Source organism: Paenibacillus sp. 3LSP, assembly GCF_032465655.1.
Classification (GTDB): Bacteria; Bacillota; Bacilli; order Paenibacillales; family Paenibacillaceae; genus Fontibacillus; species Fontibacillus barengoltzii.
In genome coordinates, this window is record NZ_JAWDJI010000145.1 from 12,672 (window position 1) to 39,035 (window position 26,364).

Consider the following 26,364-nt stretch of genomic DNA (forward strand, 5'->3'; position numbering starts at 1 on the left):
ATGGGATCGCTACGACTCTCCGTCGGTGAAATCAAAACTAACTGGAATTTCTACCGTTAATCTTGACGAGAACGCAAGGTTTGGGCGATATAACAGCAAAATGTATAGTTAATTTGAGTGCTTTTCCACGAAATCAGCGATTTTGATGAAATTAACGGCAGGTTTTACTGTTCGTTGCGCGAAAGGACCATCTACGTCGAATTTAACGGTACTTTTTCCAGCTAATTATCATTGAGGATGTTTGTTGCTTCCGCCTCACCCGACTTGAGTCCTCAATAACCAAACCAGCCTTTAAGCAAAAACCAGATCACCGGCACCAATAAGGACGGCAGCATATTTAGCGTCTTCGCGTCGATGATCTTCAATATCGATAACCCTGAGCTGGCAATCAGCACGCCGCCGACAATGGAGATCTCCGTCAGCAATGGAGTCGTTAGAAATGTCGCTAAATAATCAGCGCTCATATAGATGGCCCCCTGCCATAAAAAGAGCACGACAGCAGTAAGGGCAATTCCGATGCCGTAACTGGAGGCCAGCACCATGGAGGTGACCAAATCCAGCGTGGCGTTCATGTACAGGTACGTATGATTCCCGTGCAGCGCGCTTTCGATCGGCCCAAGGATGGATAACGTGCCAATGCAGAAGAGCAGGATGGCCGTCGACAGTCCTTGTCCCAAATTCGAGGTGGAGAACCGCCCCACCAGCCGTTGGAATTTCCCGTCGATGTCCAGTGCAGTTCCGGCCAGACTCCCCGCCGCCAGGCTGATGATAAACAACACAGGGAATGTGCTGTCCTTCATATGGGTCACCGCAGCGTTAATGCCAAGCATGGTGGCAGCCAGACCGATGGCGGTAAATAGGGCGGTCTGATACGTCTCCTTCAGCCCTTTCTTAAAGATGCTGCCAAGCACACTCCCCGCCAATATGGCGACCGTGTTCACAATCGTTCCGATCATATTCCTGCTCCTATCCGTTCATAAGTTCTGTCCTCATTCATGATAACGTGTTGCCGAATAACCGTCTAGCGCCTCTCCTGGATGCCCCACCAGAATCTCCACATCGATGGTGATCTCAGTGGCCTCACGCTGTGTAAATGCCATAATCCGCTTCTGTTCCGCAGACCAGGCAAGCGGACTCATGCGCACAAGATCACGTAATTGTTCGGCCCTTAGTTGCTGGCGGTACTTCAACGGCGTAACTTCCATAACGGGAAAATGCCGGCGGAACAACGTGACCGTTTTCTCGTTGGAATAGATTCTTTTCTCATGGCCGTCATAGAGAGATGCCCGGAGTTCCCGCAAATAATCAGCGCCCGGGACGACCTTCACGACCACCCCTCCCGGTGCCACCATCCGCTGAAACTCGCCATAATTGGCTGGCGACATCAGGTTGAGCACCACTTGAACCGATTGATCCTGCAGCGGCGCATGGGCCAAATCCGAGACAATCCATAGGGCATTTGCCTCTTGCCGGGCAGCCAACCGGATAGCTTCTTTGGATAAATCGATGCCAACGCCTAACCCTTCCGGGCTATTCAACTGCCGTAATATCCCCTGCAAATGTGAGCCTTCTCCGCACCCCATGTCCGCCACGCGCGGAGCAGAAGCGGGGGCGCCTGCGTATGCGTGAATGACCCGAGCGATCGTTTCGTGCATGGGGGCATAGAGTTTGCTCTCCGCAATGATGCTCCTTCTAGCAGCAAACAGCTCTTTGTCATAATGGCTATGGACTGGATGAGACATCAGGTTGAGATAGCCTTGTTTTGCGAAATCAAAGGTATGTCTCTGAATGCATTCCAAGCTTCTTGGACCCGCTGCCTGAAAGCGTCCCCCGCATACCGGGCATTTTAAGATGGCGGCATATTGCATCGCACGTTCTGCGTCATTTCGTGATTGCGTCAATGTTTTCCCTTCCTTTTCCTCAATTGATCTCGGAAGCGGAGTAAACGGGAAAGACAAGCCCTGAACGTGAACCGAAGGCATAGTTATGCATGCTTATATACCCTGATGAACATAAAAAAAGAAAGGCAGAACTTTCCCGCCTTCCTTCATATCACGATTCGATCCCTAAATTTGAAGAGTTATGAAAAATGGGCAGACTGGTCCCGTTTACCCTGTTCCGGTGAACAGAGCCTTTGAACATATGAAATTACTTGTTCAAAGCGGTATGACGCAGTCTAATGAAATGCACCATTTAACCTAACCCACCTTTTTCATGAATTGCTGATCCATGTATATTATAAATGAATTCGATATGAATTCAACTTATCCCAAACGTTACTCCATCTATCTTCACTCTTTATAGGGCGGCGTAAATTTTGGTATACTGAGAACAAATCAACCAAGAACGGGGATCCAATGCGATGAAAGACCACGACATGCTGGCTGTACTGAAGGCCCTCTCAAACGAAACCCGGCTCAACATCCTTTGTTGGCTGCGGGAGCCGGAGAATTTAGAGCCCGATCTGCCGGAGGTCATTAAGCAGGAGTTTCCGGGCAGCGTATGTGTCGGCTCGATTCAAGAAAAATCGGGATTAGCGCAATCCGTCATTTCTTCGTATTTAGCAAGTTTGCTAAAGAGCGGCTTGTTAGAATCCCGCCGATATGGGCAATATACGTATTACCGGTTAAATGAAAAAGGAATTGATGCCTTCTTGGAACAATTCGCCGCTAAGTTGAAGGCCAAAAAATAATCCAGCAGAATCTTTTTCAGCTTGCATATTCATCCGTTGATCTATATATTTAGATATATCTATACACGAGAGGAGAGATCCCTATGTCCATTTCTCAAACCGCTGCCGCTCTGTTTAAACCTTTTGAAGGCGGTGGACTGAAGCTTGCCAATCGAATTGTCATGGCGCCAATGACTCGTTCCTTTTCTCCAGGAGGTATCCCGGGGGCTAATGTCGCCGGTTACTATCGGAGAAGAGCGGAGAACGGCGTTGGCTTGATTATTACGGAAGGTACGGTGATCAACCATCCGGCAGCTCCTGCCGATCGGGATGTACCTCATTTCTACGGAGAGGAAGCGTTGGCTGGTTGGCAGCGAGTCGTCAATGAAGTGCATGAAGCCGGCGGCAAAATTGCCCCCCAAATTTGGCATACCGGTACGGCCCGCAAGCGAGAGACGTTCCCTGAGTCGGATGCCGATCCGATCGGACCATCCGGTCTCAGCCTGACCGGTGAGCAAGTCTCGGAACCGCTGACGAAGGAGGAAATTCGCGAGCTGATTCAGGCTTATGCTCAAGCTGCTGCAGATGCGAAGCGCCTTGGCTTTGACGCCGTCGAAATCCACGGGGCGCATGGGTATCTGATTGACCAGTTCTTCTGGGAAGTCACCAATAAACGGACGGACGAATACGGCGGCGACCTCATTGAGCGTACTCGATTTGCCGTTGAGGTAATCGAAGCTGTCCGTGCTGCGGTTGGGCCGGATTTCCCGATTATTTTCCGTTTCTCGCAATGGAAGCCTGTTGATTATAGTGCCAAGTTGGCCAAGACCCCAGAAGAGCTGGAACGCTTCCTAGCTCCGCTGAGTGCGGCTGGTGTTGATATTTTCCATGCCTCCACTCGCCGTTTCTGGGAACCGGAGTTCGCGGGCTCAGAGCTGAACTTGGCCGGTTGGACGCGCAAGCTGACCGGCAAACCGACGATCACTGTAGGTTCCGTCGGGCTGAACTCCGAGTTCACCAGCTTGTTCGAGTCAGGCAAAGGCGGAGAAATAACCGGTATTGAGCAGCTGATCGAGCGCCTCGAACGCGGCGAGTTCGACCTCGTTGCCGTTGGCCGCGCATTGCTCACCGACCCGGCTTGGGCGGCGAAAATCCGCGACGGCCGCGTGGATGAGCTGAAGCCATTTACCAAGGAAGCCCTCTCCACATTGAGCTGATCCCTTGCTTACCAAATGGAATCAAGACCTCTTCGAGATCTTCGAAGAGGTCTTTTTTAGGTTATCGCAAAATCGCTTCGATTTCGCTCATTTGGGATGGAGTCAACGGGCCAAATGAGATGGCCTTTGCCGCCTCCTCCACCTGTTTGACGTTTTTGAGCCCCGGAATCGGGATGGTACACTCGCTCTTCCCCCAGATCCAGGCCAGCGCTCCCTGCACCAGGCTGCGTCCGCCGGAGGTTAAAATTTCACGAACCGCATCCAGCTTCGCCAAATACTCCGGAAGCGGCTTGCCGTCTTTGAAATACTGTACCCACTCATGCCCGCTCCCGCGAACGTCATCTGCCGGAAGGCTCGATGCAGCCGTAAACTTGCCGCTCAGCAGCCCCATCGCCAGCGGGGAGTTGTTAATGCTGCTCAACCCGTGCCGCTCGCACAATTCGACCATGCTGCTATCATCGGAAAGCACATTCAAAGTATGCTGGATCGCAGCACCGGAGGACTTGCGGGCGAATTGCTCGGCATTCGCTGTGCTCCAGGTGCTCCATCCGTAAGCGCGGATGAGCCCCTCCTGTTTTAACCGTTCCAGCCCATCGATCGCCTCATCGAGTTGTTCTGACGAGAAATCCCCCGGGTGGATTTGATACAAATCGATGTAATCCGTACCGAGCCGTCTTAAGGAGGCCAGGCAAGCCCAACGGATATAATTGCGGGACATATCCAGCTTCGTAAATACGTTCCGGGTTGCGGCATCATACGTAAAGCCAAACTTCGTAGCGATCACAGCGTCCTGCCGCCGCCCTTGCAGCGCCTGTCCCAGGATTTCCTCGCTGTGACCGGTGCCGTACACATCCGCTGTATCAAAGAAATTAATCCCCTGATCCAGCGCCGTTTGAACAGCCCGGATCGACTCCTTATCGTCGACCTCTCCCCAACCATCCGGTAAGCCGTCCAGCAGGAAAGGTCCCCCGATGGCCCATCCGCCGAATCCGAGCGGGCTCACCTGAAGCCCGGAGGAGCCGATCGTTTTCTTATTCATTGCTTGATCCCTCCATCTTCCATTTGATTTCCATCACAGTATAATAGAGATAATCGGTTCTTTTTAGAGCCACTTTTTGATTATTTTTAGGAACCAATTTCCCGAAGGGAGGGGGAGTAATCATGTACGGAATTCAACTGGATCCGGCTTCAGAACTAACGATGACGGCCCAGCTTTGCCGGCAAATCCGGCAAAATATTGAACGAGGTGAATGGGGGGAAGGAATGCGGCTCCCTCCCACCCGCAAGCTGGCCGCAGAATTTGGGATTGCCCGGAACGTGGTGATCGACGCGTATGAGCAGCTCATTGCCGAAGGCTATTTGATCGGCCAAACCGGTTCCGGCACCTATGTGGCAAGTGGAATTCGGACGAGCCTTGCCAGCGCTGGCGAAAGTGAGGGAGAGGAACTGGAGATGGAGCGGTTGGGATGGGAGGGAGAGGCATCTTCCGATTCCGAGGGTTTGATCGATTTCGAGATCGGCACGCCGGATTTGCGCCATTTTCCTCGGAAGCTATGGGCTAAATATTTAAAAGAAGCGGCGGAGGTAATCCCCTCCACCTCCCTCGATTACGGCGACATCCGCGGGGAAGAAGCGCTGCGAAAGGAGATTGCCGCCTACCTCTACCGAACGAGAGGCATGCGTTGCCAACCGGGGCAAATCATGATTGTATCCGGCTCCTCGGAAGGCTTTGCCCTCATTGCCCAGACGCTGCGGGACCGTTTTGACGCCGTGTACTTGGAGGATCCGACGATTGAGTTCACGCAGCATATTTTTCGCAAAGTTGGCTATCGGATCTCGCCGGTCGCTATCGACAGCGCCGGAATGAAGGTGCATGAGCTGCGCGAATGGGAGCCGGGACATCTCATGCTGCTCACGCCCTCGCACCAGTTTCCGGGCGGCGGTATTCTGCCGATTCAGCGGCGACAACATGCCGTCCGCCTCGCAGAGGAAGCGGCCTCCTATCTCATCGAGGACGATTATGATGGTGATTTTCGATTAAAGGGAGTTCCGATCCCGCCGCTTTATACCTTAAACCCGGGTCGCGTGATATACGTTGGAACGTTCAGCAAGACGCTGGCGCCCGGATTGCGTCTCGGCTTCCTGGTTCTCCCGGTTCATCTCGTTCGGCCCATGGCTGACCTGCGCGAAGCTCAGAATCTCCGTCCCCCGTCGATGCTGCAAATTGCGCTGGCGATGTTTATGCGGGATGGCTGCTTGGACCGGCATATTCACAAAATGAAAAAAAACTACCGACAGCGGCGCCAGCTATTGATCGAAGCAATACAACACCATTTCGGCGCGCGTGCGGTTATTCAAGGGGATGAAGCCGGCATGCACCTGATGGTTGAGTTTCGCGGGATTCCTGCAGGTCTCGATTGGTCCAAGTCCCAGGCCTACGGCGTACGCGTATATGGGGTCGAGGACTACTGCCTCATCCAAGGCAACTATACGCGGCATATTTTGCTTGGCTATGGCAATCTCCCTGAGGTGAAGATCGAACTGGGAATTGAACGGTTGCGAAGCTTTCTAGAGGAGTATGCTTATCGAGATTGACACCGGCCTGCGAAGTGAATTCATAAAGGATCGAAGGGACGCTCGCTATCCTTTCTTTTACCGTTCATTCTCAATATGTTAAGATAAGGGATAAAGGAGGATTTACTATGGCACGAAGCAAGGAATTTGATGAGAACGAGGTGCTCCTTAAAGCAATGCGTCTATTCTGGGAGCAAGGTTATGAGAAGACTTCGCTGCAAGACCTCGTCGAGCATATGGGGGTTCATCGCCGCAGCTTATACGACACGTTTGGCGACAAGCACACGCTGTACCTCAAAACGATGGAGAAGTATGCACGGATTACGAATGCTGCCATTAAGACGGAAGTCCAACGCGGCCGGACGGCGTTAGAATCCATCCGTTTGATTTTTGATTATTTGATTGAGACCAATGGCGATCAACCGATCGGCTGCTTCTTTGTCAACTCAGCGACGGAGCTGGCCTACCGAGACCCTGAGGTCAGCAAATTAACGAGCGAGCTGTTCGGCAATGAAGAGCAGTTGTTGACTGAGCTTATCCAACAGGGACAACAGGCGGGAGATATCTCACCCGGATTAGACCCTCGCCTGCTGGCGTCCAGTTTGCATGCGACGATGCTCGGAATCCGCGTTATGCGTCGCACTTCCACGGATAAACAGAAGCTCCATCAAATTGCCGAGGTTTCGATGGAGATGCTGAAGCCGTCGTGAGGATTCTTTGCCGTCTCCCCACGGATGAACTCTGCTGAAGCATGGAACATCCAGGTCTTCTGCTGGATCCGGGCTGGAACGCCCCCTCCGTTCCACCCTATCAGCTAGCAAGGTTCCACGCTTCTATTTCCCCTCTATCTTGGGCTTTCCCCTCCTTTGATGTTCAAGGTCATCACCTCATCTCCTTATTCTATCCGCAGATATACACAGAACCTGCGCAATTGTATCCGAGGATGGTCGCTGATCCAAACGAACTGAAGTAACATAGAGATCAGACCAAAGAACAATCGAAGGAGGCCACACCCCGCGATGAATACACAAATCATTATTTTCGCACTTCTCGCTTTTTTTATATTGCACCGCGTCTATCGCCGCCTACGGCGAAATTTTGGATGGCAACCGCTGAATTCGCGCAGGTTACAAGTGTCTACCGTGATCATGACGATCTTTGGATTCATCCTGTTCATCTCAGGCTCGTCGCATATAAGCAGTCTAATCTCTGACCTAGCAGGAACCGCCCTCGGCATCATTCTAGCAACCTGCAGTGCGGCGATGACCCGATTCGAACAACGCGAAGGACGATTGCATTACATGCCAAATTTGTGGATCGGAATGATTGTCACCCTATTGTTTTTGGTAAGATTCTTGTTCCGATTTTACGTTGCATTCACCCAAACCGGCGTTTCCTCTGCAGAGCAATGGCAAGGAATCACCGGCGGTTGGACCGCCGGGTTGATGTTCGTGATGATCTCTTACTACGCAACCTACAACCTCTTCCTGCTGCGCAAACAAAAGGCAAAGATGGCAGAACCCAGCGTGTAGGCGCCAATCATCCAGCCGGCAATGCCCGTATCCACACCAAATTGATCCTGCAGCGTAGGCAGCAGCGGCGAGATGAGAAAGGTGTCGGTCCCAATCATAAACATGATACTAAAGAATAGTATCGTAAATCTGAACATGACATTCGATCACTCCTTGTAGCGTCTGGTGAGATTCCTTGTTTATGATAAGGGATAATAGTGACAGATCCTGTCATAAATCAATGAACTCTCTTCGCAAGTTACAAGAAGTGGGATCGAACATCACAGAGCTCAACGAATGAAGTTATTTCTTATAATCAATTATCTGAATCAAATTGCCGCAAGTATCGTCGAAAATCGCGATGGTGTTCTCGCCCATTTGCGTCGGCTCCATCGTGAACTTCACCCCCAGCTTCAATAAGCGTTCGTACTCTTGGTGAGTGTCTGCAACTCCAAACATCGTGGCCGGGATGCCATCGGCGAACAATTTCTGTTGATATTCTCTCGCAGCAGGATGGTCATTGGGTTCGAGCAAAAGCTCGGTCCCGTCTTGCTCCTCGGGCGATACCAACGCGATCCATCTAAATTTTCCGGCAGGAACGTCGTGCTTTTTTACAAACCCTAGGGTTTGGGTATAAAACTCTAACGCCTTGTCCTGATCTTGAACGAATAGGCTTGTCACCACGATTTTCATTGGAATTCTGCCTCCTTATTTTTCCCTTAAGTAGTTAATGCACCACCTGTCTCAATCAAAGTCTTCATCCCGGACAATACGATCGGCAATCCCTCTTCCAATATACGCGAAGTCACGGGAGCTTCCTCGAACTCGTCGTGTACCACAGTCACTAACGTTACCCCGGCGAACTCGGCATGCGGCTCGATTTCCCAAGTTAATCGTGAAGGCTTCTCCTCCGTGGTCTCGGGTTGGATCAGCAGCTGCCAGGACATCACCAGCCGACGAGGCGGCTCTACGGCAAGAAATTCCCCTTTGGCCTGCACCTGCCCTTGAGGATTCCATATCTCATACGGGCAACCCGCTTTGAGTTCGCCGCGAAGTGACCCGTTATACCAATATTTTGAGGTTAGCGAAGGATTGGTCAGCGCGTTCCAGACCTGTTCCAGACTGGTCTTGATCGCAATGCGGCTGACATGTCTTGGCTTTGGCTCCATGGCTGGTTCACTCTCCAACTCTTTTTTTAGCAAACTTAATCCCGATACCCATGGCTCGGCGTACTTGCTTACCCACCTATCGTAGATTTGGCGTATGGATGCAGGGTTCAAGTAGTGATATTTCTCCCGGCCCACCTTCCGGGTCGTCAGCAAACCCGCTTCTTCCAGGATTCGTAGATGCTTCATGACACCGAAACGGGACATCTGCAGATGCGCACAGAGATCGTTTAACGTTCGGCCATCCTTCTCATATAGCAGATCGAGCAACGTGCGTCGGCTCGGATCCGCCAGCGCTTTAAATATATCGTCCATCAGGACATGCCTCCATGACGTCCACAAAATAGTGGGCAAAAAATGTCTTTATAACCATTGACATGTTACCATATAGTAACATATATTAAAAGTGACCATTGGGTCACATGTTTGTATTGCAGCGCATGATGTCCGCCGGCGGACATCCTAGAGATGGCATGACAACCTGGAGGTGATTTCTCAACTGAAGCTCGCTTATTTCGTTGCCATCCTGAATGCGACAGTGATTGGCATCACTTTTCTATTGGTCAAACTGACTTTGGCTTTCGCCAATCCCGTGGATACGTTGACTTATCGCTTTGCTGTAGCATTTATCGTTTTCCTTGTTCCTGCGTTGTTTGGATTCGTCAAATTGGGCTTTCGTGGAAAACCGATATTTTCCCTACTGTTGCTCGCTGCGTTGTACCCGATCGCTTACTTTATCTTGCTAACCTTTGGGCTTCAGCATGCGAGTTCCGCAGAAGGGGGCATCATCAGCGCCATGACGCCTGCGGTCACGATGCTATTTTCGCCTCCCTTTTCTTGAAAGAAAAAAACTCCTGGATGCAGAAGCTCTCTCTTCTTCTGTCTGCAGGCGGCATTGTGTTCATATATATGATGAATGGCAGCAGCAACTGGTCGCACACAGCCGGAATCGTCCTGCTCCTTCTCGCCTGCATTACGTTAGCCGGGTATAATGTGCTGGCCCGAGTGGTCACCCAGCATTTTAGCGCCATGGAGATCAGCTTCTTTATGATGGGGGGCACCTTCATTTCCTACTTAGCAGTATCGCTTGGCAATCACCAGCTTAACGAATAAAGTGAGGTCGTAACGATGCATATTACCCTGATCGCCGGAAGCAACCGGCACCATGCGATTAGCACAAGTATTCTTCGCTATATCGAAAACCTGCTGAAATCGAACAATATTCCCGTCTCATTTATTGATTTGGCGGCTGTGCAGCTACCGCTCTTTTCCCCTGATTCCGAGGTTGTTCCTAAGGAAGCGGAGCTTCTGATCACTTCGGTTGAACATGCCGACGGCATTATCCTGGGCACTCCTGAGTATCATGGTTCCATTTCCGGCACCTTAAAAAATGCACTGGATTACCTGGACAACCGCCACGTGGCAGGGAAGCCGTTCTTAACGGTGAGCTCGGCAGGTGGTCCTCTGGGGGTTAGTTCACTTCTCCATTTGCAGAGCATCATTCGGAATCTGCATGGCATCCATTGTCCGGAATGGATCTCCGTAGGGGAAGGCCAATCGATCTTTGATCCAAATGGGGTTCCGCAAGATAAGGAGATTCTCGGGCGCATTGATCAAGCTGTTGAGCAGTTTATCGCATTTGTAAAGAAACTGGGACATGACAGCAAGCATTCTGAGAAAGTGATGATGGAAACATGAGGATGACCCCCGCCGAAATCAAAGCTTACTTAAAAAGAATCGGGATCGCAGACGTCCAACCGCCAACCCTTGACTATCTCACCCAGCTTCACAGAGCCCATGTGTCGACCATTTCCTGGCAGACTATCGATATCGTTGCTGGCAGACCCACTCCAATCGATCTTCATGAGTGCGTCCGTCTGATGTTGAGCAACCGAAGCGGGTATTGTTTTCACTTAAACGGTGCGTTTGGCGTTCTGCTTCATTCCCTCGGTTACCGTGTGTTTTGGCATCGAGCCGGTGTCCAGCCGCCAGGGCAGGAACCGCGCATTAACTCCTTTCACCTCGGGCTCACTGTCAGCTTGACCAATGAACAGCAGCAAGAACAACGATACATCATCGACGTGGGGTTGGGTGATATGCCCTATGAACCGATTCCGCTGCAGATGGGCACTTACGAGCAAGGTCCGTTGGTGTATCAAGTCGAGAAGTCCGGCGTGGTGGAAGGCGGTTGGCGGCTTGTTCACGCCCCAAACACATCGTTTGCGGGTGTTGATTATGCCCCGGATGAATTAGAGAACCTGGAAGAGTTTAAACCCAAGCATGAATTTTACAGCCGATCGCCGGAGTCGCCCTGGATTCAGCTATTTCTTGTTCGGCATAGACACGCCACCGGCAGTAATGAACTGAGAGGATGTATATGGACCAAGCGAGACAGCAAGGGCATCGAAAAAACAGAACTTCGCACCAAATCCCAATGGCTGGAAATGCTGGGAGACGTGTTTCAGGAGCATCTGGTCAGCTATAGCCAGCTAGAGCGCGATGAACTATGGAAGCAAGTGTGGAAATATCATGAGGAGTGGAAGATGGTAAATATGAAATAAAGAGGGGCAACCCCCAAAAATGAAACAGCGGTGGACCAGGACTTGCAAAATAAAGTCTTAGCCTGCCGCTGTTCCTTTTGTGTCTAACCTGTCCAAAAGTTATGTTCGGTTAGATAGCTTTTTATGAAACATTTCATCTAATAACATGATTTCTGCTTTTTGGCTGACGGCATGGTTCCCAAGCTTTACATCAATGATAAAGTCATTGGTCAGCATCTGGCGGTAACGGGAGATCATCTCGTCGTCGGGCATTTCACCCATTGCCTTCGTTTCGGCTGGGATTACCGGAATTCCGGCTTGCTCTACCAGGCGAAGATTTTGCTTCATCTCTGCAGCGATCTTGCTTAGCGTACTCACACTTCTTGCCGACTCTACATCCATCATGCCGTCATTGGTATAGAAATGCTTGTTGACGATTGCTAATGCAGCATGGGAAATATGGAAGGCTTGAATGTCTGGTTGGATTTCATAGTGTAAATTTACCGATTCAAGGATTTGGGTAAGCTCTTTCACTCTTTCGGTAATCTGTCCATTGATTTCGCCAAAAATGGTGCCTTGATGTTTTTCAGAACCAAATTGGGCGTATAGAACATCTTCTTTAATGTCTCCGCCTGCACCCGGGAATCCGGGGAGCAACCGATCTCCCACGATATCAAGCCAGCGGTCATATCCAACGGTGTTCGTCAAGGTGACAATGGCTTTGCTCTGATTATGCTTGAGCGCAGTAAGGGCCGATTCGGCTTGGTCGAATCGTACGGGAACGAAAATAAAATCATAGATGTCGTCGTTTTCTAGCTTCTCAATCGTCTTGATAGGCAGTTGCTTAACGACCCCAGCTTCATTGTATAGCAATCCCTTTTGTTGCAGTAGTTCCAGTCTCTTTCCTCTCGCCAAGACGGTGACGTCTAATCCATATTGTGCAAAACGGAGGGCGTACACACTGCCAATCACACCAGCACCAAATATCAAAAGTCGAGGTTGTTTCGAGTTCATGATGTTCCTACCTTTCTGGAAGATACTCGACATAAATTGCTTAAGCAACATCTGTCTGATAAAATCGTAGTACACCAAGATCATGAGTTCAACAGACAGATTCACGAGGACGTTGCCTAAGCAACACATTTGGATATTTGATGTTTTAGAGGGGGACAGGTTTATGGTTAATCCGCAAGATCCAAGGGTCATGCGCACACGACAATTCATCCGAGAAGCATTCAGAGAATTATTGCGGAGTAAAGACTTTGATGCGATATCCATCAAAGATATCACCCAGCAAGCTGCTATTAACCGCGCCACCTTTTACGCCCATTATGAAGATAAATATGCGTTGCTTGAAGAATACACCGAACAGTTTTTCCATGACATGGTTCCCGAGGAAGTGATGAACGCGCAGGAGTTCACAGCTGAAATCTGTGATCAGTTGATCTTGCTGACATACCGCTACATTGTGGATTTTTATCAGATCTGCAGAATGGATTCTAAATCGATTGCGAAGCTTGTGGATGAAATGATAAAGAAAATGTTGCAGCAAACGATCGAAAGCATTCTTTCCAAAGGGCACTCTACAGACCACCGCCATACCAAGATCGTTTCGGCTATGACAGCCTCAGCAATCTATGGCGCAGCCCACCGTTGGTTAACGGTTGGGGAAAAGAATCGAACCGATTTATTAGTAGACATGGTTCGACCTTATATCATGGAAGGCTTGGGAGTTCTCACCAACGGCAGGCAAAAATAAAGCGGGGTTGCTATGGCAACCCCGCTTTATTTATATTTATTGTTGGGTGAAAATAAAGTATTAGACTGAGAAGCTCTTCACTAACTTCTCAATTTCTCCGTTCTCAAACATATCTTCTATATACTTCTTAGGCTTACCATGTTTAAAGAACGACATTAAACTTGCAGCACTTTTTACCTTTTTTTCTTTTTTTATTATTTTTTCAATGATTTCTAAAGTTAGTTCGTAGTAAGCCCAAATATTATCAATCTTATCCTCTGAAAACTCGAATTCAAGAATTTCATGTATTTTCTTAAACACATATAATATATAGTATGTGGCATATAATAAATATACTCTTGTGGGTTGGTAATTTGAATCAGCTGCGTTCTTTTCTCTCCAAATGTCTTTTTGCTCTTCTATTCTACCATAAAGTAAATATGGTAACAGAAGTTTGCTTGCGTTTATTTCATCATTAAATACTTCATCATATTTATCTGAAAATATTCTGCTCTTGTTATTTTTCGCCTCACTCGGCAACTCATTATAAAAAGCCATCAAGACCTGACCTGCTTTTTCCGCATCTATCCTCAAATTTTTGGCCTTATAGCTAAATTGGTTCTTCTTCCTTTCATAGAAGTATCCTTTTGAGTTAAGTTCTACTTCAAGTTTAATTTGCATATAATCAATAGCTCTAATATCCCTACTACTGACAGGGTTTTGACTATTGGTATATTCGGCTATTCGTGTTGTTAATTGGTCATTTTCAGTCTCATAAATTCGTACCAACAAATCGATGTCATCCAAACAAGACGTATCTTCTTTAAATGCCTCAAACAAAGCATGTAAGGTTTGACTACCATTAACAACCTGTATATTTTCTAATTCGACTATCGGAGCTCTCCTCTGATCGTATTTAAATTTATCGCAAGTAATCGTTATACCGTTGTTATAGTAAAAAAAGCGATGCCGCTCATCGGAAAGGGCTGTATCCTTAATATTTCTGTTAATCTTCGTTCTTTGCTTTAAATACACTCTAACATTGTCTTCAAAGGCATCCTCAAGAATATCAAATTGAGACATCGATGCATAATCCTCAAGATCTGCCCGATCTCTTAAAGCATCATTTTCAAGAATAATTCTAACTAAGTCTTTAGCATCAAAATTTGCTATGAGAGCTCGAATATCACCGTACGACTTTTCAAAATAATTCTTATCTATGGCTCGTATTTTAGCATTTACTTTTCTTTTTCCACGTCGAGTGATTAAATTTACCCATTCAGTAATTAGATGCTCTTTTATGTTGCAACTAGAAAATAAACGTAGTTCGTCTTCAAATCTCCGCTTTTCTTGAGATTCCAGCCCATGATAGAGATTAGAACATAGGTGAATTGTAAACTCTGGATTCTGGGTCCTGAAAATTTCCCATATCTCTTCAGTTTTTAATCTTAAAGAAGGATTAATATGATCAAGCATAGACGTATTTTGCTGCATCACTCCACTTAAATAACCAAGAATTTTGTCTACTTCCCCAGACGGGAAGTTACTTTTAGTTTTCTCAAATTTCTCTGTGAATTTGAAGTTGAACAGATGGATATGGGCCCTTGAACCCGAATCATCAATATAAACCACATCTATACCACGATCATGTCCCCCTTCTTTCTGATTTATTTTCAGAAAATGATTATCAGTAAGCGCATCCTTAATTTCATCATCTTGCAAATTGTAAAGTGTGTTCATGACAAAAAAATAAAAAGCCTGCGTTCTATCCGGAAGAGAGAAATCTTCTTTTATCTTGTCAACATAAGTATTTATCAGCGAGAAATCTTGTAGGGAATATCTTTCTGACACAGAACAAGCCTCCTCAAATAATCATTTATCTCAACCTACATCATAAATTCAATTCTGAGGTAAAATCGGGTACAGCATGTTTAGAAAGGGACGCAACAATCAATATATACGCTGCGTCCTGTTGACATTTAATATTTAAACTCTTCCGTTTCCGCCTGCGCCATCAATTCAGCTTGCTGAAGCACTAAATCAATTGCCATCTTTTCCAGATCCGGCGGGTATCCGTACTTCTTCAACAGCCGCTTGACCGTAATTCGCATCTGAGCCCGTACATTCTCACGAAGCGTCCAGTCGACTTTGATGTTGCTTTTGATCGCTTGGGTCAGTTCATGTGCGATCTGCTTCAGCATCAGATCGCCCATCAGTTCTTTGGCCGATTCGTTCGAAGCTAAAGCTTCGTAAAAAGCCAGTTCTTCCTTGACCAGACCGAGATCTTCGCCGCGCTTGACAGCTTCGTTCATTTCTTTGGCCATTTGAATCAGTTCTTCGATGACCTGAGTCGTCTCAATGGTACGGTTGTTGTATTTCCGGATCGCTTCCTCCAGCATCTCAGAAAATTTCTTCGATTGCACAATACTGGTCCGGGAAACGGCCTTCACTTTCCCCTGAAGCAGCCTGCGGAGAAGTTCCACAGCCAGATTTTTCTGCTTCAACCCGCGCACATGTTCGAGAAACTCATCCGAAAGTATCGCAATGTTCGGTTTCTGCAAACCTACAGCTTCCAGAATATCGACAACTTCATCGGATACGACCGATTTCGAAATGAGCTGATTCAACTCGGCGTCGAGCTCTTTCGTCGTTTTCTTCCTATTCTCATCAGTTATCAACTTAATAATACCAGATTTTACCGCCTTGAAGAAGCTAATTTCGAGATTAACTTCCTCAGCTGCGGGAGTCGTCGCGCAAAGCGAGAAGGCTCTTGCTAATTCCGTCGTCCAATTTAGGAAGTTCCGCTTGCTCTCTTCACCCAATCCAAGTACGTAATCGACCGTCTCAACAATGGCCTTCATCCGTTCGGATGCTTTCTCCGAAGCAAATTTGCTGTAGTCATACCCATGAAGCAATTCACGGATAAGTTGCAGTTTTTCCAGCATAAAGTCAGCGGCTTGGTCCGTGTCGATGCCGGCAGTTTTGCGGTCGTTTTCCGTATATTGTTGCAGCGCCGATTTCAGCAAATCCGCTATTCCGATGTAATCGACAATCAAACCACCCGGCTTGTCGCGGAATACCCGATTCACACGGGCGATCGCCTGCATCAGGTTATGGCCTTTCATCGGCTTGTCGATATACATCGTATTCATGCTCGGCACGTCAAACCCGGTCAGCCACATGTCACGGACAATGACGATCTGAAGCGGATCGTTCACATCTTTCATACGTTTCGCAAGATGTTCACGGCGCCGCTTGTTGCCGATAAACGGTTGCCACTCCTCCGGATCGCTGGAACTACCGGTCATGACGATCTTGATCTTGCCTTCATTGTCGTCATCACTATGCCAATCCGGTCGGAGAGCAACAATCGCTTTGTACATATCGATGGCAATCCGCCTCGACATCACAACGATCATCGCTTTGCCGAAGCCGGCTTTCTGCCGCTGCTCGAAATGTTCGACAACATCCTGAGCGACTTTCTTAACCCGCTTCTCCGTACCGGCCAACGCTTCTAGCCGAGCCCAACGCGACTTCAAACGCTCCCGCTGCGTATATTCCTGATACTCCGTAATTTCCTCATACTCGCTGTCGATGACTGGGCGCTCCGCCTCCGACAACTCCAGGCGGGCAATTCGACTTTCGTAATAGATTTTGACCGTCGTTCCGTCTTCTACAGCTCGGGTCATATCGTAAATATCGATGTAGTCACCAAAAACGGCAGGCGTATTTTTGTCTGTCAACTCTACCGGTGTTCCGGTGAAACCGATAAAGGAAGCGTTCGGCAACGCATCGCGCATATACTTGGCATAGCCATACTTGATTGTCGCCCCGTCTTCCCCGGCAACCATTTCCGCCTGAAACCCGTACTGGCTGCGATGGGCTTCATCTGCGATCACAATCACATTGCGTCGTTCCGTAAGCACAGGATACTTATCTTCATTTTCATCAGGGGTGAACTTGTGGACCGTTGTGAAAATGATCCCGCCCGACTCCACCGACAACAGTTCGCGCAGATGGGCCCGATTCTCCGCTTGCTGAGGCGTTTGCCTGAGCAAGTCCTTCGACTTGCTGAACGTGCTGAACAACTGATCGTCCAGGTCGTTCCGGTCCGTCACCACGACGATCGTCGGGTTGTTGAGCGTCAGCACGAGTTTGCCAGCGTAGAATACCATGGACAAGCTTTTACCGGAGCCTTGCGTATGCCAGATTACGCCGATTTTGCGATCCCCTTCGTCCATCGTCGCACGTTCCGTACTTGCAATTGCCTTGTTGGTGGCATGGTATTGGTGGTATCCCGCCAATATTTTGAACAGATGCTCCCCATCGGTCTGAAACAGCACGAAATGCTTGATAATGTCGAGCAACCGACTTTTCTCGAACATCCCTTTCACAAGCACTTCAAGCTGGGGCAGGGAGGAGGGCGCCACGTCATCGCCGTCGATCGTGCGCCACATCATAAACCGGTCTTCATTGGCGGTCAGCGTGCCGACCCGCGCATTCACACCGTCACTGATGACCAGAAACGAATTGTAGGTGAACAGGGACGGTATCGCGCCTTTATAGGTCTGCACCTGATTGTAGGCGTCGCTGATCCCGACTTCTTCGTTGGAGGCGCTTTTCAATTCAAATACGGCGATCGGCAATCCGTTCACGAACACGACGATATCCGGGCGCTTCTCTCCCTGATTTTCGACGACGGTAAACTGGTTGACAACCAGAAAGTCGTTGTTGTCGATCCGGTCCGGGTCGGTGTCGAACAGCCAAACTTTTTCTGTCGGATATTCGCCGTTGGCGGCTTGATACTGCACGTCGATCCCATCGGTAATCATCTTCTGGAACGCCTTGTTATTGATCAGCAGGCTGGGACTGCGCGGCACTTCAACGACCTTGATCGCTTCCTCTATCGCTTCCCGCGGCACATGTTTGTTGATACGAATGAGCGAATCGCGCAACCTGTCTTTCAGGATGACGTCATGGTAAAACTGTCGTTCGGGATACTCGCCTTCGGGGGAGATATCCGGGCCGTAAGCTTTCTCGTAGTTCAGTTCCTCGAACCATTCCAGCGCGGCCTGCTCCAGATCGCTTTCGGTGTAAGATGTGGTATAGTAGGCCATGTTGCACCTCCTTTGGATTAGGGTTGATAGATTGCGCTACTCTCCGCAACCATTGGCAGATCGGGAGCGTTATGATCCTGCTCGACAGGGACACGGATCTCGCCAGACATCAGTTTGGGGAGAAGGGTGTCGCGGATTTGGGTTAAATCTTCATTTTCTTCTTCACGCTTTTGTGTTAATCTCCCTATCGGTTCAACGATCTCATTAAACTTCGCAAGGACATTTTCTGTAGGGATAAGAACAGGCACTCGCTTCATTTCTGTCCCGGATATCTCCTTAAAGGTTGAGCCCGATGCACGACTTTCAATCGTCTCAACATTACTCTTCAAGAGATAATAGACGAATTCTGAACCAACATGTTTGAATGGAATAACGGACTTAAATCCCTGATTTGTTGTAACTTCATTTTTAGCTATTGCAATATAACCAATAGGAGCTCGCGAACTAAATAAAACTGTCCCTTTCGGTAAAAGCTTTACACTGGAGTTGCAAAACCCTTTCTGTGTAATATCTATTTCGCCGCGCGAGATATATTTGTTGTTAGTTTTCGATAGATCTTTAGGAGTGATCCAAGGAATGCCTCTAACGGTATAAAAGTCTTCGTTTTTCTTAGAAGGCGTTGCTCCTCCGGCAACCTCACCAAGTTCACTAATTGTCCCCTGCTTCCACCCCTTCGGAATGAGCCCCAATTCACTTTCCTCAAACTCGCCGCCGCTGGACTTATACGGTTCGCCGTTTTCATTCGGAAACTCAAAGTCCACAAACCATCGTTTAAAAAGGGCTTGGGCCATCTCTTCAAGGTTTTTGTTGATGGCGTTGTTAAGTTCGATTTTTAAATCAATAACAAATAGTAAATCTGCGATCCCAATCTGATCCTCATAGTCAGGAAGTTCTATCTCAATTTTTTCAATCATTGAAGCATTTAAACTAGACCTTGTTGTTAGTGTCGAGAAACTTGTAATTTGATTTCTAACTTTAGGTGAACGCAGATAATATCCAATGAATTTTTCATATATTTTAACGGCTACACTAGGTTTTAATCTTAATCTTTTTGTAAATCCATTGAATGTCGCCTCGGGGTAATCTTTTAAGGCGACAGAACTCATGCCAAGTTCATGTTGGGTTTCACTGGTTCTAGTTAAAAAAATATCTCCCTTTTTTATAGAATACTTATCCCTTTCCTTATCTGTTGTGTTTGCCAAGTTATCCAACTTGTTAGGGAGGAAATAGTTATTAAACACCTCTTTGAACGTAAGAAAAGGATAACCAAACCCAAACTCACTGCGACTTTTTGATAATCCCGACGAAATATTATAGATTTCTCCAAGTTTATACTTTCTAAATAAACAACAATCCTGCTCTGCATTAAAACTCAAACCCGATCCCCCCAAGCCGCTTGCGAATTTCGTCCTCCAACTGCCTAGACTTGGCAAACTGCTCCGCCAGTTCCGATGTCAATCGCGCCATTTTATCATCGAACGGTTCTCCGTCTTCTTCCACATCTTCAATGCCTACATAACGCCCCGGTGTCAGGATATACTCGTGCTCTTGTACCTCTGCAAGTTTCGCCGCTTTGCAGAAGCCTTTCACATCCTCATACGTCCCGGCTTCCGGTTGTCCCCACCATGCGTGGTACGTATCGGCGATCTTCCGGATATCCTCCGTACTCAACTCGCGATGTGTCCGATCCACCATATGTCCCATCTTGCGGGCATCGATGAACAGGATTTCACCGCGGCGGTCCCGAAGGCCCTTTGACGCTTTATTTTTGGCAATGAACCAAAGACAAACCGGAATTTGCGTGGAATAGAACAATTGACCCGGCAAGGTGACGATACAATCGACCAGATCGGCATTAACCAGCTTGCTGCGAATCTCAAACTCCGCCGTCGTACTTGTCGACATGGAGCCGTTCGCAAGTACAAAGCCTGCAACACCGCTGGGCGCAAGCTTGTTCACGATATGCTGAATCCACGCATAGTTTGCGTTACCAGCGGGAGGTACCCCATACGTCCAGCGAGTGTCATCTGTCAGCCGTTCACCGCCCCAATCGCTGATATTGAATGGCGGATTCGCCAGGATGTAATCGGCCTTCAGGTTTTTATGTAAATCATTGTGAAACGTGTCCGCATGATGCTCTCCAAGATTGCCGTCGATGCCGCGAATAGCGAGGTTCATTTTGCACAACTTCCACGTTGTTGGATTCGACTCTTGCCCATACACCGCGATATCGCCGATGCGTCCCTGATGTTCCTCTACAAACTTCTCACTCTGCACGAACATGCCGCCGGACCCGCAGCAGGGGTCGTATACGCGGCCCTTGAACGGCTGAATCATCTCAACGAGCAGGCGCACAACGCTGTTCGGGGTGTAGAATTCGCCACCATTCTTGCCTTCCGCGCTAGCAAATTTGCTAAGGAAGTACTCATATACCCGACCCAAAACATCCTTCGAGCGGCTCTCTTCATCGCCGACCTTGAACGAGAACAGGTCGATTACTTCGCCAAGGCGGGTTTTATCCAGCGCTGGCCTAGCATAATCTTTCGGCAGTACGCCTTTCAGCGACGGATTTTCCTTCTCGATGGCAATCATGGCATTGTCGATGATCTGCCCGATATCCGGCTTCTTCGCGTTATCCTTGATATGGCTCCAGCGCGCTTCCTTCGGTACCCAGAATATATTTTCTGCCACGTATTCGTCCCGGTCCTCCGGATCAGCATACGGTTCATTTTTCAATGCTTCATATTTTTCTTCAAACGCATCCGACACATATTTCAGAAATAGAAGGCCAAGCACTACATGCTTATACTCCGCTGCATCCATACTGCCGCGCAGTTTATCGGCCATGCTCCATAATTTTTCCTCGAATCCAATGTTCGCTGTTGCCATGATCCTAATTCCTCCTCAGTAGAGTTCCTCGTATAACTGGCTCTTCACTTGTTCCCAGCGATTCATCGCTTCCCGAACAACTTCTTTATATCGTTCTTTTTCCCGTATATATTGCTCTATTAACTCGTGCTGCTTATCTTCCGGTACCAGAGGCAATTCCAATTCTGCCACATCCGCCGGGTTCAGATTCATTACAGTCGTCCCCCGCTGGAAGCTTTGAATAAGGGCCGTCCCGACCGGACTTTCCAGAAACATTTTGGCAAAATGGCTCTTGATTGCCGACTTGAATCGAATCACGATCATATTCGAGGAGGCGATGACTACCCCTTGGGTCTCCGGAAACACAGCCAGCTTGTTCACGGTGCCGCGGCACGTCATAACCAAGTCGCCTGGGAGAATCTCGTAACGCTTCACTTTCCGCTCTTCCTCGTCAATCGTTTCAAGCTGATCCAAAAGCACTTCGCCGTCATCCAGATTGGATATATTCAGCACCTTAATGTTCCCGGGCTTTAGATCCTGCTTAAGAATCGATTTTCCCCGAAAAATTTCTGCCACATCGCGCAACTTCACTTTCGGGGTTGCCGCCTGCTGAAACGAACGAAGTATATCCTGATCTTCATCCAGCAGCAGTTCGATTCGCCAATGATCCAGCTCTCGGAACCGATCCGGATGGATGGTAATCTCCCGTTCCCCCACAAGCTTTGACTTCTCCATATGGAGTCGCCCGAGGATCACCTCTTCCACAGGCACTTTGCCGAAGTCAACCTGATAGGTCTTGATAGAAGTGTAGGGACGAAACAAGCCGTCCGGAAGCGAATAGATCGTTTGCACCGGCGCCTGATCATTCATTTTCTTCCGCCAGCTGGCGATCGCGCCGGATTGAAACAGCATCCGTGCAGGAAAGGTCACGCTCAATCTCCCGCCGTCTTGCAAGAGTGGAAGGAGGTAGCTGGCCGCTGCGCCTTCGGATTCCCGAACCGCGACATCGTCATCGTTCATCTTCATACCAAAATTCGGCATCGCCAGGATCGCGTCGAATTGATGTTCTGCGGGCAGCGGCTGATAAATGGACCCTTGAACGATGCGGATATTGGAATAGGGCTCGAAATACGTTTTGAACAATCTGCCTACGATGTAGTTTTCCGTTAACAATGTGATTGTCCATGGTCGATGGTAACATTTCGTTTCGATGAGTCCTTTGATATACTTTTCAGCTTCTGCAAACAGAATGTTCTTGCAACCATGTCGCTCACACTGATCGACAAACCGCTCGACGATTCCTGGATGGACGACAATGCTCCCTGTAACACGATCTTGTTGGATGGTGAGCATGGCGTATTCCAACAAGTCCATATCCTTGCCTGCATGGTATAATTTATAAAATAAATCCCGATCGCCGGGAAAATGGCCTAATTCTTTGTCTAAGGCTCGTTCCTTCATCCACTGAAACAGCTTCTCAGGTTCTGTCATTAGCTCCGTTTCGGCCAACTGTTGCTGTTCCAGAAGTTGTTGCGTCCGTTTCACTCGAATGGCTTCGCGAAGCAACTGATCACGTGTTGATATATCATGGAGCAGACAGATATTCCAGAACGATTCAATCAATCTATCACCTTCTTTCAAGATAAAAATTAGGGTCACTTCGTTTATTTTACAACCGAGAGATTTATAACAAAAAGATTCGGGATTAGTCCCTTTTGATCAACATAACTCCTACCCAAATACTACCACGAATAAATCAAGTATTTCAATACTAAATTCCGAATTGTAAATTATCGAGAATGCGATTGAATTTAATTTACTGTATCTGGACATTTTCATTTACCCATTAGGGGATTTCTTTTTTGTAAAGTTGCATCGTCAAAAACGACGAAAATCCGAGAGACCCTTTGCTCAATTTAGCTTTGCAGCTCCTCATCTTAAATTCCAGTTTCTACACGAGGTATATAAGAATTCTAGTGGAGTAACAATGCGAAAACCCGTGAAATGATGAATTCGGATAATGATGTTGATGTAAGACTGGAGAAAAATTAAAAAACAAAGGATTAGCTGGGGATCACACGCTCCAAAAATGAAAAAAGCCGAGGAAAACTCAGGAGTGACTCTGAGTTTTCTCGACTTTTTGATACGGCTTTACCTGCATTAGGTCGCTTTAGAAGAACTTTATTTCATGGTTACAGCAAACCAATCTTAAATCCCTCTTACTCCACTGTCACGCTCTTCGCCAAGTTCCGTGGCTTGTCGACGTCATTGCCGCGAGCCAGGGAAGCGTAGTAAGCGAGCAATTGGAGCGGTACAACGGACAGCGCTGGTGTCAGCAGCGGCAGCGTCTTCGGAATGGACAGCGCTTGGTCCACCGACTTCAACAGGTCAGGCACATGCTCCTCGTGGGTGATGGCCATAACTTCTGCGCCGCGCGCTTTGACTTCCTTGATATTGCTGACGGTTTTCTCCAGCACCGATTCCTGAGTTGCCAGCGCGATTACTGGAACGCCTTCTTCAATCAGTGCCAGGGTACCGTGCTTCAACTCGCCGGCAGCATACGCTTCAGAGTGAATATAGGAAATTTCCTTCAACTTCAGCGAACCTTCCTGCACGACGGAATAGTCGAGACCGCGACCGATGAAGAACAGATGCTCATTGCTCGCGATCTGCTCTGCATAAGCCTTCACCACATCGGCTTGAGCCAGCATGCTTTCCACTTGCTCTGGCAGCGACTGCATGGCCGCAATTACATGAGCTACTTGATCTTCGCTTTGCGTACCACGAACCTGAGCCATGTACAGAGCAAGCAGGTAGAAAGCAATCAACTGGGACGTATACGCCTTCGTCGAAGCGACGGCGATTTCTGGACCAGCCAGCGTAGCGATGACGTCGTCCGCATCGCGGGCAATCGAGCTGCCAACCACGTTGGTGATCGCCAGCACATGGGCACCATTCGCTTGTGCTTCACGCAGTGCAGCCAGCGTATCGGCCGTTTCGCCCGATTGGCTGACAACGATCACGAGCGTATCCGGTGTAATCAACGGCGAGCGATAACGATATTCCGAAGCGACATCGGTCATCACCGGAATGCGTACAAGTTGCTCAATCGCTGACCCGCCGACCAGACCGGCGTTATATGCCGTACCGCAAGCAACGATATGAATCGCTCTCAGGCTGCGGATCTTCTCGTCCGTCAGTTTCAAGCCAGGCAACACGACTTTGCGTCCACTTTCGTCGATCCGACCCAGCATCGTGTCCCGGTAAGCCTTCGGCTGCTCGTGGATCTCCTTCAGCATGAAATGATCGAACCCGCCTTTTTCTGCGGTGACAGCGTCCCAATCGACACGAATCATTTCCCGAGAAATAAAATTCCCTTCAATGGTCATCAGTTCGACAGAATCCTTGGTCAGTACCGCCATCTCGCCATCGTTCAAAATATAAACGTTCCGCGTATAATTCAACAACGCCGGGATGTCGGAGCCGATAAAGTTCTCGCCTTCGCCAAGACCAATGATCAACGGGCTAGCTTGACGCACAGCCACCAGTTTGTCAGGTTCGTACTCTGTCAGCACCCCAAGGGCAAAAGCGCCGCGCATGTAACTAATTGCCTTCTGAACCGCCTTCACGATATCGCCTTGATACTCGCGAGCGACCAGATGGGAAATGACCTCCGTATCCGTTTCAGACACAAAGACATACCCTTGGCTGATCAGTTCTTCCTTCAATTCCAGATAGTTTTCGACGATCCCGTTATGCACGACCGAAAATTTCTGGGTATGGTCGGTATGCGGATGAGAATTCACGTCAGACGGTTTGCCGTGCGTTGCCCAGCGGGTATGACCAATCCCGGCCGAACCCTTAAGTGGTGCATCCTCCAGCTTGGATTCCAGGTTCGCCAGACGGCCGAGTGATTTTGCAATCTTCAGACCATCCGACGTAAATACAGCAATACCTGCAGAGTCGTACCCGCGATACTCCAGCTTCTTTAAGCCTTCAAGCAACACCGACTGCGTATCCCGATTCCCAATATATCCAACAATACCACACATAATCATTTATCCTCCGTTTCATTCTTACAAGATGGTTTTTTGGCCGTAAGAAATGAAGCACGGAAGAAGCCTTTCGCGGTACACCGAGACAGAACTATTCAATTGTAAAAAAATATATCCAATCAATCCTCACCAGATTGATCATCCCTCTAACGTTACACAATTTTCATCCATTTTTTCACGAATGTCCAGATTGCTCCGTCTACCGCGGCTCTTTCCGCGTCACTTGCTTACGTACATTCATGAACGATCTATGAATGTGATTATCCATCTGCCCGCACGGTTTGTGGGAAAGGTCGCCCCTTCCTTTTGCCGATACGGTTACGGTGCGATGCAGCACCGGGAGGCCCCCGCCGAACATTCCGAACACCTCCACCTCGTCAACTTCGCTTTGCCGTTCGCTTGAACCGATATCACGCCTCAAGGCTTACCGTTGTCGCTGCAGGCCAGCCTTCCGCCCCTGCCTCTCAAACAACGTTCCCTTGATCACGCCGCTTTCCTCATCCGTCCAAACGAAACGCGCACAATGAAGTTCTGGCGCTTAAAAACCGGTAAACCTTACTACCCTCACTTTCTTTGCTCGAATATGCTTAATTATATGCACCTTCACACGATTTGGCAATGATCAACTTGTCCTGATTCGTCGAACCGTGCTTTTTACCCTTATGGCCTAGAAAAAAACGACACGTTCCTTTTTCCATCGGGTTATTCCCCATGTGACCTTCATCCCCCCCCTCCGCACACTTCTTTGCACCATTATCCCTCTCAGTCAGGTCAGGGCGATTTGATCTGGAAGAGTACGCACCCGAAGGAGGCAATGAATGCCCTTAATTTGCAGCTGCCTGTCACCTTCCCAATCTGATGCAAAGGGATAGTCATCAAAAAGAGAGCCCAACAGACACCCTCTCCC

The 26,364-nt window shown here is 48.5% G+C and carries 23 protein-coding genes and 1 pseudogene; 10 read left to right on the forward strand and 14 right to left on the reverse strand.

Annotated features, from left to right (window positions below):
- Positions 1–272: 272 nt before the first annotated feature.
- Both RW092_RS12065 and RW092_RS12070 read right to left on the reverse strand, forming a co-directional pair.
- Positions 273–956, reverse strand: a complete 684-nt coding sequence (locus tag RW092_RS12065) for a DUF554 domain-containing protein (RefSeq protein ID WP_016310763.1) — start codon at positions 954–956, stop codon at positions 273–275.
- A gap of 33 nt (positions 957–989) precedes the next feature.
- Positions 990–1,901, reverse strand: a complete 912-nt coding sequence (locus tag RW092_RS12070) for a putative RNA methyltransferase (RefSeq protein WP_316010313.1) — start codon at positions 1,899–1,901, stop codon at positions 990–992.
- Positions 1,902–2,362: 461 nt separating this feature from the next.
- Here RW092_RS12070 and RW092_RS12075 point away from each other — a divergent pair, with 461 nt between their 5' ends.
- Complete coding sequence (locus tag RW092_RS12075) at positions 2,363–2,692, forward strand: ArsR/SmtB family transcription factor (RefSeq protein WP_028540151.1); 330 nt, start codon at positions 2,363–2,365, stop codon at positions 2,690–2,692.
- Between the two features lie 83 nt (positions 2,693–2,775).
- Positions 2,776–3,888: an NADH:flavin oxidoreductase gene (locus RW092_RS12080; RefSeq protein WP_316010314.1), complete on the forward strand. Its 1,113-nt coding sequence runs from the start codon at positions 2,776–2,778 to the stop codon at positions 3,886–3,888.
- Positions 3,889–3,949: 61 nt separating this feature from the next.
- On the opposite strand, the gene RW092_RS12085 is transcribed toward RW092_RS12080, so the two are convergent.
- Positions 3,950–4,927 carry an aldo/keto reductase gene (locus RW092_RS12085; protein ID WP_316010315.1) on the reverse strand — a complete coding sequence of 326 codons (978 nt, stop codon included), beginning with the start codon at positions 4,925–4,927 and terminating at the stop codon, positions 3,950–3,952.
- A 122-nt stretch (positions 4,928–5,049) separates the two neighbouring features.
- On the opposite strand from RW092_RS12085, the gene pdxR reads away from it, so the two are divergent.
- The 3 genes from pdxR to RW092_RS12100 all read left to right on the forward strand — a co-directional run bounded on the left by pdxR (position 5,050) and on the right by RW092_RS12100 (position 7,994).
- Positions 5,050–6,483 (forward strand): MocR-like pyridoxine biosynthesis transcription factor PdxR, encoded by a 1,434-nt coding sequence (gene pdxR / locus RW092_RS12090; RefSeq protein ID WP_028540148.1) that lies wholly within the window; start codon positions 5,050–5,052, stop codon positions 6,481–6,483.
- 107 nt (positions 6,484–6,590) lie between these two features.
- Entirely contained in the window at positions 6,591–7,172 is a 582-nt protein-coding gene (locus RW092_RS12095) for a TetR/AcrR family transcriptional regulator (RefSeq protein WP_016310758.1), read from the forward strand.
- A gap of 309 nt (positions 7,173–7,481) precedes the next feature.
- The gene (locus tag RW092_RS12100; RefSeq protein ID WP_085169744.1) at positions 7,482–7,994 is read left to right on the forward strand and encodes a CcdC protein domain-containing protein; all 513 of its coding nucleotides are present in this window, start codon (positions 7,482–7,484) and stop codon (positions 7,992–7,994) included.
- Here the strand turns inward: RW092_RS12100 and RW092_RS12105 are convergent.
- The 3 genes and pseudogenes from RW092_RS12105 to RW092_RS12115 all read right to left on the reverse strand — a co-directional run.
- Positions 7,964–8,131 (reverse strand): annotated as a pseudogene (locus RW092_RS12105) (MFS transporter); the annotation flags it as partial. The gene RW092_RS12100 and the pseudogene RW092_RS12105 sit on opposite strands and share 31 nt — an antisense overlap.
- 145 nt (positions 8,132–8,276) lie before the next feature.
- The gene (locus tag RW092_RS12110) at positions 8,277–8,666 is read right to left on the reverse strand and encodes a VOC family protein (RefSeq protein ID WP_028540146.1); all 390 of its coding nucleotides are present in this window, start codon (positions 8,664–8,666) and stop codon (positions 8,277–8,279) included.
- Positions 8,667–8,692: 26 nt separating this feature from the next.
- Positions 8,693–9,454, reverse strand: coding sequence for an ArsR/SmtB family transcription factor (locus tag RW092_RS12115; protein WP_316010316.1), 762 nt, complete (start codon positions 9,452–9,454; stop codon positions 8,693–8,695).
- Positions 9,455–9,626: 172 nt separating this feature from the next.
- Between RW092_RS12115 and RW092_RS12120 the strand changes: the two genes are divergently transcribed.
- The 4 genes from RW092_RS12120 to RW092_RS12135 are packed head-to-tail and all read left to right on the forward strand — an operon-like array spanning position 9,627 to position 11,700.
- Positions 9,627–9,980, forward strand: coding sequence for a DMT family transporter (locus RW092_RS12120; RefSeq protein WP_316010317.1), 354 nt, complete (start codon positions 9,627–9,629; stop codon positions 9,978–9,980).
- Between the two features lie 17 nt (positions 9,981–9,997).
- Positions 9,998–10,252, forward strand: a complete 255-nt coding sequence (locus RW092_RS12125) for a hypothetical protein (RefSeq protein ID WP_016310753.1) — start codon at positions 9,998–10,000, stop codon at positions 10,250–10,252.
- Between the two features lie 15 nt (positions 10,253–10,267).
- A complete protein-coding gene (locus RW092_RS12130) occupies positions 10,268–10,837 on the forward strand; it encodes an NADPH-dependent FMN reductase (RefSeq protein WP_316010318.1) in 570 nt (189 codons plus the stop codon).
- A 2-nt stretch (positions 10,838–10,839) separates the two neighbouring features.
- A complete protein-coding gene (locus RW092_RS12135) occupies positions 10,840–11,700 on the forward strand; it encodes an arylamine N-acetyltransferase family protein (RefSeq protein WP_410055534.1) in 861 nt (286 codons plus the stop codon).
- A gap of 99 nt (positions 11,701–11,799) precedes the next feature.
- On the opposite strand, the gene RW092_RS12140 is transcribed toward RW092_RS12135, so the two are convergent.
- Positions 11,800–12,693 (reverse strand): ketopantoate reductase family protein, encoded by an 894-nt coding sequence (locus RW092_RS12140; protein ID WP_316010320.1) that lies wholly within the window; start codon positions 12,691–12,693, stop codon positions 11,800–11,802.
- A 163-nt stretch (positions 12,694–12,856) separates the two neighbouring features.
- Here RW092_RS12140 and RW092_RS12145 point away from each other — a divergent pair, with 163 nt between their 5' ends.
- On the forward strand, positions 12,857–13,438 hold the full coding sequence (locus RW092_RS12145) for a TetR/AcrR family transcriptional regulator (RefSeq protein WP_316010321.1): 582 nt from the start codon (positions 12,857–12,859) through the stop codon (positions 13,436–13,438).
- Between the two features lie 60 nt (positions 13,439–13,498).
- Here the strand turns inward: RW092_RS12145 and RW092_RS12150 are convergent, their stop codons facing one another.
- The 7 genes from RW092_RS12150 to RW092_RS12180 all read right to left on the reverse strand — a co-directional run bounded on the left by RW092_RS12150 (position 13,499) and on the right by RW092_RS12180 (position 25,878).
- Positions 13,499–15,268 carry an AIPR family protein gene (locus RW092_RS12150; protein WP_316010322.1) on the reverse strand — a complete coding sequence of 590 codons (1,770 nt, stop codon included), beginning with the start codon at positions 15,266–15,268 and terminating at the stop codon, positions 13,499–13,501.
- 128 nt (positions 15,269–15,396) lie between these two features.
- Positions 15,397–18,534 carry a type I restriction endonuclease subunit R gene (locus RW092_RS12155; protein WP_316010323.1) on the reverse strand — a complete coding sequence of 1,046 codons (3,138 nt, stop codon included), beginning with the start codon at positions 18,532–18,534 and terminating at the stop codon, positions 15,397–15,399.
- Positions 18,535–18,551: 17 nt separating this feature from the next.
- On the reverse strand, positions 18,552–19,910 hold the full coding sequence (locus RW092_RS12160; protein ID WP_316010324.1) for a restriction endonuclease subunit S: 1,359 nt from the start codon (positions 19,908–19,910) through the stop codon (positions 18,552–18,554).
- Complete coding sequence (locus RW092_RS12165) at positions 19,900–21,423, reverse strand: class I SAM-dependent DNA methyltransferase (RefSeq protein WP_316010325.1); 1,524 nt, start codon at positions 21,421–21,423, stop codon at positions 19,900–19,902. Before RW092_RS12165 ends, RW092_RS12160 begins: the two co-directional genes overlap by 11 nt.
- A 15-nt stretch (positions 21,424–21,438) precedes the next feature.
- Positions 21,439–22,947 (reverse strand): restriction endonuclease subunit S, encoded by a 1,509-nt coding sequence (locus RW092_RS12170; protein WP_316010326.1) that lies wholly within the window; start codon positions 22,945–22,947, stop codon positions 21,439–21,441.
- Positions 22,948–23,621: 674 nt separating this feature from the next.
- Positions 23,622–25,454, reverse strand: coding sequence for a glutamine--fructose-6-phosphate transaminase (isomerizing) (gene glmS / locus RW092_RS12175; RefSeq protein ID WP_028540187.1), 1,833 nt, complete (start codon positions 25,452–25,454; stop codon positions 23,622–23,624).
- A gap of 202 nt (positions 25,455–25,656) precedes the next feature.
- Complete coding sequence (locus RW092_RS12180) at positions 25,657–25,878, reverse strand: hypothetical protein (protein ID WP_167669284.1); 222 nt, start codon at positions 25,876–25,878, stop codon at positions 25,657–25,659.
- Positions 25,879–26,364: the final 486 nt, after the last annotated feature.